8 protein-coding genes are annotated in these 8,935 nt (G+C 72.7%); all 8 read right to left on the reverse strand.

Features of this window, described 5'->3' with window-relative positions; all coding sequences use genetic code 11:
- Positions 1-85: 85 nt before the first annotated feature.
- A complete protein-coding gene (gene gcl, locus H5J29_RS11990) occupies positions 86-1,846 on the reverse strand; it encodes a glyoxylate carboligase (protein WP_246393773.1) in 1,761 nt (586 codons plus the stop codon).
- Positions 1,843-2,724, reverse strand: a complete 882-nt coding sequence (locus tag H5J29_RS11995) for a 2-hydroxy-3-oxopropionate reductase (RefSeq protein ID WP_181781014.1) — start codon at positions 2,722-2,724, stop codon at positions 1,843-1,845. The genes gcl and H5J29_RS11995 overlap by 4 nt, the downstream gene beginning before the upstream one ends.
- Positions 2,721-3,476: a hydroxypyruvate isomerase family protein gene (locus H5J29_RS12000; protein WP_376768520.1), complete on the reverse strand. Its 756-nt coding sequence runs from the start codon at positions 3,474-3,476 to the stop codon at positions 2,721-2,723. Before H5J29_RS12000 ends, H5J29_RS11995 begins: the two co-directional genes overlap by 4 nt.
- An 82-nt stretch (positions 3,477-3,558) precedes the next feature.
- The gene (gene alc / locus H5J29_RS12005; RefSeq protein ID WP_181781015.1) at positions 3,559-4,488 is read right to left on the reverse strand and encodes an allantoicase; all 930 of its coding nucleotides are present in this window, start codon (positions 4,486-4,488) and stop codon (positions 3,559-3,561) included.
- Positions 4,488-5,765 carry an allantoinase AllB gene (allB, locus tag H5J29_RS12010; protein ID WP_181781021.1) on the reverse strand — a complete coding sequence of 426 codons (1,278 nt, stop codon included), beginning with the start codon at positions 5,763-5,765 and terminating at the stop codon, positions 4,488-4,490. Before allB ends, alc begins: the two co-directional genes overlap by 1 nt.
- Positions 5,766-5,872: 107 nt before the next feature.
- Positions 5,873-6,241 (reverse strand): allophanate hydrolase-related protein, encoded by a 369-nt coding sequence (locus tag H5J29_RS12015; protein WP_181781016.1) that lies wholly within the window; start codon positions 6,239-6,241, stop codon positions 5,873-5,875.
- A gap of 61 nt (positions 6,242-6,302) precedes the next feature.
- On the reverse strand, positions 6,303-8,573 hold the full coding sequence (pucD, locus tag H5J29_RS12020; RefSeq protein ID WP_181781017.1) for a xanthine dehydrogenase subunit D: 2,271 nt from the start codon (positions 8,571-8,573) through the stop codon (positions 6,303-6,305).
- Positions 8,570-8,935, reverse strand: a 366-nt coding sequence (locus H5J29_RS12025; RefSeq protein ID WP_181781018.1) for an amidohydrolase family protein, incomplete at its 5' end; no start/stop codon positions are given. The genes H5J29_RS12025 and pucD, both read right to left, overlap by 4 nt.

Consider the following 8,935-nt stretch of genomic DNA (forward strand, 5'->3'; position numbering starts at 1 on the left):
GCTTCCCGCAGCCCGGTCGCCAGGTGCTCGGCGACCTCGGCCGCGGTGAGCGTGCCCTTGAACTTGTCCGGCGCGAGGACGACCTTCACGCGAGCGGGATCGTCGCGGTCGGGGCGTGCTCGCGGGTGGTGGCGAGCTCCTCGAACTCCACGACCGCGTCGAGCTCCTGCCCCATGGAGATGTTCGTGACGCGCTCCAGTACGACCTCGACGACCACCGGCACCCGGTGCAGCCGCACGAGCTCCTGCGCGCGGACGAACGCACCGGGCAGGTCGGCCGGGTCCGTCACGCGGATCGCGTTGCAGCCCAGGCCCTCCGCGACCTTGACGTGGTCGACCCCGTACTTGTCCAGCTCCGGGGAGTGGATGTTGTCGAAGCCGAGCTGCACGCAGTAGTCCATGTCGAAGCCGCGCTGCGCCTGCCGGATCAGCCCGAGGTAGGAGTTGTTCACGACGACGTGGATGTAGGGCAGCGTGAACTGCGCGCCGACCGCCAGCTCCTCGATCATGAACTGGAAGTCGTAGTCCCCGGACAGCGCCACGACGGTGGCCTCCGGATCCGCGACCCGCACGCCCAGCGCCGCGGGCACGGTCCAGCCCAGCGGTCCCGCCTGGCCACAGTTGATCCAGTGCCGCGGCCGTTGGACGTGCAAGAACTGCGCGCCCGCGATCTGGCTCAGCCCGATCGTGCTGACGTAGCGGGTGTCCGGGCCGAAGGCCTTGTTCATCTCCTCGTAGACCCGGTGGGGCTTGATCGGGATGTCGTCGAAGTGGGTGCGGCGCTGCAGGGAGCCCTTGCGCTCCAGGCACTCCCGGACCCACTGCGCCCTGTCCCTCGGAGTGCGCTCGCCCGCCGCCCGGATCGCCGTGCGCAGGAAGGCACCGGCGTCGGAGGTCACGCCGTAGTCCGGCGCGAACACCCGCCCGATCTGGGTCGGCTCGATGTCGACGTGCACGAACCGCCGCCCCCGCCGGTAGACCTCCAGCCCGCCCGTGTGCCGGTTCGCCCACCGGTTCCCGATCCCCAGCACCAGATCGGACGCCAGCAGGGTCGCGTTCCCGTAGCGGTGCGCGGTCTGGATCCCGGCCATGCCCGCCATCAGCGGGTGGTCGTCCGGGATCGTGCCCCAGCCCATCAGCGTGGGGATCACCGGGATGTCCAGCAGCTCCGCGAACCGGACCAGCTCGGCCGCCGCATCGGCGTTGACGATCCCGCCGCCTGCAACGATGACCGGCCGTTCCGCGCTCTCCAGGAGGTCGAGCACCTTGTCCACCTGGGCACGCGTGGCTTCGGGTCGGTGCACCGGCAGGGGTGAGTAGGTCTCCGGATCGAACTCGATCTCGGCCTGCTGGACGTCGATCGGCAGGTCGAGGAGCACCGGTCCCGGTCGCCCGGACCGCATCAGGTGGAAGGCCTGCGCGACCGCGCCGGGGACCTGCGCGGGCTCGCGGACCGTCATCGCCAGCTTGGTGACGGGCGCGGCGATCGCGGCGATGTCGACCGCCTGGAAGTCCTCCTTGTGCAGCCGGGCGACCGGTGCCTGCCCGGTGATCGCGAGGATCGGGATCGAGTCCGCCATCGCCGAGTACAGCCCGGTGATCATGTCCGTGCCCGCGGGTCCGGAGGTCCCGACGCAGACCCCGATGTTCCCGGCCTTCGCCCGCGTGTAGCCCTCGGCCATGTGCGAGGCGCCCTCGACATGTCGGGCGAGGACGTGGGTCAGCGTGCCGTCGCGGCGGACGGCGTCGTAGAAGGGGTTGATCGCGGCACCCGGCAGGCCGAAGAGGTGCGTGACGCCCTCCGCCTTCAGGATGGCGACGGCGGCGTCGACGGCGCGCATCTTCATGTGGTCGCCCTCCCCGAGAGTTCCTCGACCTGCTTCAGCAGCGCGCTGTGGTCCAGCCCGCCGTGTCCCTGCGCCCGTAGCGACCCCACGAGCTGGGCCACGTGGGCTCCCAGCGGGATGGCGACGCCCGCCTCCCGCGCCGCCGCCGTCACGATGCCCATGTCCTTGTGGTGCAGGTCGATCCGGAACCCGGGGGCGAAGGTCCGGGCGCGCATCGTGGCGCCCTTGCGCGCCAGGACGGTGCTGCCCGCGAGGCCGCCTTGCAGCACCGCGAGGGCGGACTCGGTGTCCACGTCGTGCGCCTCGAGGAACACGAGAGCCTCGGCGAGGAGCTGGATGTTCCCCGCCACCATGAGCTGGTTGGCGGCCTTCACGGTCTGGCCCGAGCCGGCGGGACCGACGTGGACGACGGTGTTCCCGACCGTCTCCAGCAGGGGCCGCGCCGCCTCGACGTCGTCGGGTGCACCACCGACCATGATGGACAGTGCGGCCTCGAGCGCGGCGGGCTCCCCGCCGCTGACCGGGGCGTCGACCGGGCGGATGCCGCGCTCGCGCTCGGCCTCGGCGATGCGGCGGGCGACGTCCGGGCGGATGGTCGAGCAGTCGATGTGCAGGGTGCCGGGCTTGGCGTGGGCGAGGATGCCGTCCTCCCCGAACACGAGCCCTTCGACGTCCGGGCTGTCCGGGACCATGGTGATCACGACGTCGGCCTCGCGGACCGCGTCGGCGGTGTCGGTGGCGGCACGCCCGCCGCGCTCGACGAGGACGTCGACGGCGAGCCGGGACAGGTTGTGGCCCACGACGTCGTGCCCGGCCTCGACGAGGTGGCCCGCCATGGGACCCCCCATGATGCCGAGTCCGATGAACGCGATTCTCATGCGATGACCTTTCGGGTGGGGACGTACTCCAGCGCGATCCGGCCGGTGTAGCCGGCCTTCTCCAGCGCGTCGAGCACGTGGGGGAAGTCGATGTCGCCGGTGCCGGGCTCGTGGCGGCCCGGGGCGTCGGCGAGCTGGACGTGGGCGATCCGGTCGGCGAACCGGGTGATCGCGGCGTCGAGGTCGTCCCCGTTGACGGCGAGGTGGTAGACGTCGAACAGCAGCCCGAGGTGCTCCGCTCCGACCCGGTCCAGCACGGCCACCGCGTCCGCGGCGGTGCGCAGCGGGTAGCGGTCCGCGCCGCTGAGCGGCTCCAGCACCACGGTGGCGCCGATGCGGCCCGCCTCCTTCGCGGCGTGGGCCAGGTTCTCGTCGGCCAGGTCGTCCTGGCCGGTCACACCGTCGATCCGGTTGCCGTACAACGCGTTGAAGATGCGGGTACCGAGGCGTTCGCCCAGCCCGACGGCCACGGCGACCGAGTCCCGGAACTCCTGCGCACGGCCCGGCCAGGACACCAGCCCGCGGTCCCCGGCGGGCATGTCCCCGGCGGCGAGGTTGAGCCCCACGAGCTCGACCCCGGCGCTCTCGACGGACGCGGCGAACCGCCCCACCTCGAGATCCGAGGGCGCGGCCGAGGCGAAGGGCCACCAGAACTCCACCGCCGAGAACCCGGCGGCGGCGGCAGCCCCAGCCCGCTCGAGCACAGGCAGATCAGGGAACGCGATCGAGCAGTTGAGCGCGTGTGTGTACACGATTCCTCCAGCGCATCATGGAGCGACAACCGTCGTGTGGAGGCACGGGAACGACAGTTGTGGCTCGATGACGCGGATCGGGTCAGTGGGCTTGGTGCCAGCGCGTCTGCAGGGCCTGGCGTCCTGCCTCGGTGGGGGTGCCCCAGAGGCGTACTCGGGAGAGGCCGCCGTCGGGGTGGATGTCGAGGCGTACGTCGGTGACCGGCCCGGGATCCTGCAGCACGATCCGGTGGACGGTGTCCGGCTCGACGTCGGTGTCCACGAGCGTTCGGCCTGCGGTGCCCAGCACCGCCCGCGCCGGGGCGTTGTGGAGGAAGTACCGCGTGTCCAGCTCGACGACGGCGATCCGGGACTCGACTCCGAGTCCGATCTCGACCCAGTCGTTCCCGCTGTCGCGGCGGCGGGCGGTCTCCCAGCCCTCGCCCATCGACCGGGCCGGACCAGGTAGCAGCAGGTTCTGCGGTTCGCTGTAGAAACGGTTCGACACGTCACGGACGTGCCCCCCGTTCTCGACGGCGGCGAGGTCGACCGTGCCGAGCGCCGCGATCAGGGCGGGATCGGGCAGCGCCTCGCCGAACACCCGGAGCCGGGCGACACCGCCGTCGGGCACGATCCGCAGCCGGACCTCGGTGACCCGGCGGTCGCACCGGACGTCGATGGCGTTCTCGCTGTCGCCCTTGAGGTCCGACAGCGGGACGAGCTCGAACCACTCGTCGTCCGCCCGGCCGTCGACCGCGGCCTGGGGCGGGTAGTTGCCGGTGAACCAGGTCGTGTCGACCACGATCCGCCGGACGATCCCGGGCGCACCGAGCCGGACCACCGCCTCGTCGTGACCGGGTGTGCGCCTGCGGCGGGTCTCCCAGCCGTCGTAGACCTTGCCGCGGTGCCCGAAGGTCGTCGGATCGAACACCGGCGGTCCGGGGACGATCAGGTTCTCCTTGGCGGCGAACGACTCGTCGGTCGCCGAGACCACGGAACCGCCGACGGTGCGCAGGGCGAGATCCGGGTACATCACGTGTCTCCTCGTCTGATCAGCCGACCGTGCGGCCGATCGGGATCGACCCGCTCGCCGCGCAGCCAGGTGCCGCGGACGACGCCGCGCAGGGTGCGACCGGCGTACGGGGTGGTCGGGTGGCGGTGGGCGAGCGCGCCCACCGTGAAGGCCTCGTCGGGGGCGACCACGGCGAGGTCGGCGTCGGCACCGACCGCGATGCGGCCCTTGTGCCGCAGGCCGACCAGGTCGGCCGGTGCCACCGCCATCCGCTCGACGACGGCGGCGAACGACCAGCCCCGTCCGCGGGCCTCGGTCCACACGACCGGCAGCCCGATCTGCAGCGACGCGATCCCGCCCCACGCCGAACCGAAGTCCCCGGTGCCCTTCAGCTCCGGGGTCGCAGGCGAGTGGTCGCTGACGATCATGTCGATCACGCCGTCCGCTAGCCCCTGCCAGAGCAGGTCGCGGTTGGCCTCCTCGCGGACCGGCGGGCAGCACTTGAAGCGGGTGTCGCCGTCGGGCACCTCCTCCGCGGTGAGCGCGAGGTAGTGCGGGCAGGTCTCCACGGTGACCCGGACGCCCTCGGCGCGGGCCTGCGCGAGCAGCGGGAGCGCCGCCGCGGAGGACAGGTGCACGACGTGCACCCGACCGCCGGTCTCCTGCGCCGCGCGGAGCAGCGCTTCGATCGCCGAGTCCTCCGCTGCGGGGGGCCGGGAGGCGAGGAAGTCCGTGTACCGCGGGCCTTCCGCCGAGCCGACGAACCTCGCGTCCTCGGCGTGGGCCAGCAGGACCGCGTCGCCGAGAGCGCGCAGGGCTCCCCGCGGATCGGGCAGCGGCGGGAACTCCGGCACCCCGCTGTCCAGCAGGAAGCACTTGGCACCGAACGCGCCCGCCGCGAGCAGGCCTGCCAGGTCGGACTCGTTGCCGGGCACCGCCCCGCCCCAGAAACCGACGTCCACACTGCACTGTCCGTCCGCCGCCTTGCGCTTGATCTCCAACGAGGAGGCGTCGAGCGTCGGGGGCAGCGAGTTCAGGGGCATGTCGACGATCGTGGTGACGCCACCGGCCGCGGCCGCCCGGGTGGCGGAGGCGAACCCCTCCCACTCGGTCCGGCCGGGCTCGTTGACGTGGACGTGGGTGTCGACCAGACCGGGGATCAGCACCTCGTCGTCGGCGAGGACGATCTCAGTGACATCGAGCGGGTCGTCGAGCAGGGGGCCGAGCGGGGCGTCGAACGGCAGGATCTCGGCGATCCGGCCGTCCTCGACCAGCACCGCCGCCGGGCGTTCGCCCAGGCTGCGACCACCCGCATCGCCGCGGGCAGTGCAAAGGTCGGTCGCGAACCCCTCCCGACCGGCGGTGGCGGCGGTGAGCAGGACGCGGCGGGCGCGGAAGACCGTCCTCACGATCGCCCCTCCCGGTACGCCCGCCAGCTCGCGAGCTCGGAGATGTCGGTGTGCGGAGCCGGGTGACCGGGCCGCAGGACCATGGCGAGCGCCCCGGAGCCGTCGGCCAGCTCGACCACGCCGAGCTCCAGCCCGTCCGGCTCGCCGGGCAGCAGCACCTCGCGGAGCTGGGCGTACGACATCTCGTAGACCTCGCCCTCGACGGCGGACCCACCGCCCTCCTCGAGGGCGGGGTACCGGTCGTCGACGGCGTGGAAGCGGTACCGCGGCGCGGTGGTGGTGCGGGCGACGAGGGGCGCGTCGCCGACGAGGTGATGGTCCGCGCCGTCGGACATGGCAGTGCCGTTGAGGAACATCCTCGGCATCGATGCAGCTCCTCCGGGTCAGGGGGTGGGCGCACCCACCGGGGGGTCGCCACTCACAGGGTCAGAAGGTGATGTGCTCGGGACGGATCGGGACGCGGCGCAGCGCCTTGCCGGTGGCGGCGCGGATCGCGGCGGCGACGGCGGGGCCGGAGGAGATCGTGGGGGGTTCGCCGACCCCGCGGACGCCGTAGGGCGCGTGCGGGTCGGCGTACTCCAGCACCTTCACCTGCATCGGCGGCATGTCCAGGATCGTCGGGATGAGGTAGTCGGTGAAGGACGGGTTCTGCACGATCCCGTCCTGCACCACGATCTCCTCCATCAGCGCCAGGCCCATGCCCTGCGCGCTGCCGCCCTGGATCTGCCCCACGACGGCGTCGGGGTTGAGCGCCCGACCCACGTCCTGCGCGGTGTCCAGCGCGACCACCTTGACCAGTCCGAGCTCGGTGTCGACGTCGACCACGGCCCGGTGCGCGGAGAACGCGTACTGGACGTGCGCGGTGCCCTGCCCGGTCTCCGGGTCGATCGGGAACGTGGGGCGGTGGTGCCACTCCACGGTCTCCTCGACGGGTTCGGCCAGGACCTCGACGAGCGACGAGACGACGTCCCCGCCCGAGGCGACGATCTTCTCCCCGTCCAGTCGGAGCTCGGGGATGCCGAGCATCGCGGTGGCGCGACGGAGGACCGAGGTCCGCACCGCCTCGCAGGCCGCCTTCACGGCGCCGCCGGTCACGTAGGTCTGGCGGGAGGCGGACGTCGAGCCGCCGGAGCCGACGGTCGTGTCCTTGGGGTGCACCACGACCTGCTCCACACCCAGCTCCGTGCGGCAGATCTGCTGCTCGATGGTGATCAGCCCCTGCCCCACCTCGGCCGCGGCGGTCTGCACGGTGGCGACGGGCTCGCCGTTGACCGCCTCCAGGCGCACGCGGGCGGTGGAGTAGTCGTCGAAGCCCTCGGAGAACCCGACGTTCTTGTAGGTCACCGCGTACCCGATCCCCCGCACGACGCCCTCGCCGTGCGTGGTGTTCGACGCCCCGCCGGGCAGCTCGCGGATGTCCCGCTCCCCCACCGGGTCGGCGGGCAGCGGCAGGTCGCGCACCGTGCGGATCAGCTCCGCCACGGGTGCCGCGGAGTCGATGACCTGGCCGGTGATGTTGTGGTCGCCCTCGACCATGCCGTTGAGCGCCCGGATCTCCACCCGGTCCATTCCGACGCGGTCGGCCAGCTCGTCCATCAGCGCCTCGTGCGCGAACGCGGCCTGCACGCAACCGAAGCCGCGCATCGCGCCGCAGGGCGGGTTGTTCGTGTAGACCCCGCGGGCGTCCACGTGGACGCTCGGGATCCGGTACGGCCCCAGGCCCAGGGTCCCGCCGTTGCCGACGACCGCGCTGGTCGACGAGGCGTAGGCGCCGCCGTCGAACAGGATGTCCGCCTTGGCGTAGACCAGCTCGCCGTCCGGCTGGGCGCCGAACTCGTAGCGCAGCCAGGCGGGGTGGCGGTGGACGTGGCCGAAGAAGGACTCGTCCCGGGCGTAGCTCATCTTCACCGGCTTGCCGGTGTGCAGGGCGAGCAGGCAGGCGTGGACGTGCATCGACAGGTCCTCGCGGCCGCCGAAGGCGCCGCCGACGCCGGCGAGGGTCAGCCGCACCTGCTCCGGCGGCAGCCCGAGCACCCGGCAGACCTGGCTCTGGTCGACGTGCAGCCACTGGGTGGCGACGAACAGGTCGACGCCGCCCTCGCCGTCGGGCACCGCGAGGCCGGACTCCGGGCCGAGGAAGGCCTGGTCCTGCATCCCGACCTCGAAGTCCAGCGCGACGACGACCGGTGCCGTGGGCGCCGGGTCGCCGCGGCGGATCTTCAGGTCCCGTACGAGGTTGTCGTGCGAGGCGTGCACCCACGGGGCGTCCGGCTCCAGCGCGCGACGCGGGTCGGTGACGGGAGTCAGCACCTCGTAGTCCACCGCGATCCGCTTGGCCGCGCGGCGAGCGGTCTCGGGATGGTCCGCCGCCACCAGCGCGACGGGTTCGCCCTGGTAGCGGACCACGCCGTCGGCCAGGGCGGGGGTGTCGAGGTGCTCCAGCCCGACCGCGTTCTCGCCCGGCACGTCCGCCGCGGTGAGCACCGCGGAGACGCCGGGGACGCGCAGCGCCTCGGTGATGTCGATCGAGCGGATCCGGGCGCTGGGGTGCGGGCTGCGGAGCGTGACACCCCAGACCATGTCGTCGTGCCAGAGGTCGGACGAGTAGGCGAACTCGCCGGTGACCTTGAGCGTGCCGTCCGGGCGGAGCGGGGAGTCGCCGATCCGGCCCTTCAGAGAGGTCTCGGTGGTGGTCATGACGCCTTCTCCAGCAGGGTGCGGTGGACGCGGGCGCACTCGTGCGCCACGGCCTCGGTGTCGACGGTGACCATCCGGTCGTGCTCGACGACCGGCCTCCCGTCGACCAGCAGCAGGTCCAGGGGCGGCGGCGAGCCGAGCACCAGTGCCGCAACAGGATCGGCGACGTCCGCGTGCCCGAGGCCGGAGAGCCCCCAGAGGGCCAGGTCGGCGAGCTTGCCGACCTCGATCGAACCGATCTCGGCCTCCCGCCCGAGCACCCGGGCACCGCCGATCGTGGCGAGGTCCAGGGCGTCCCGGACGGTCAGTGCGGTGGGGCCGCCGACGGCGCGGGCGAAGAGCACCGCGTGCCGGACCTCCTC

Origin of the sequence: Pseudonocardia pini, from assembly GCF_013870575.1 — a bacterium.
Classification (GTDB): domain Bacteria; phylum Actinomycetota; class Actinomycetes; order Mycobacteriales; family Pseudonocardiaceae; genus Pseudonocardia; species Pseudonocardia pini.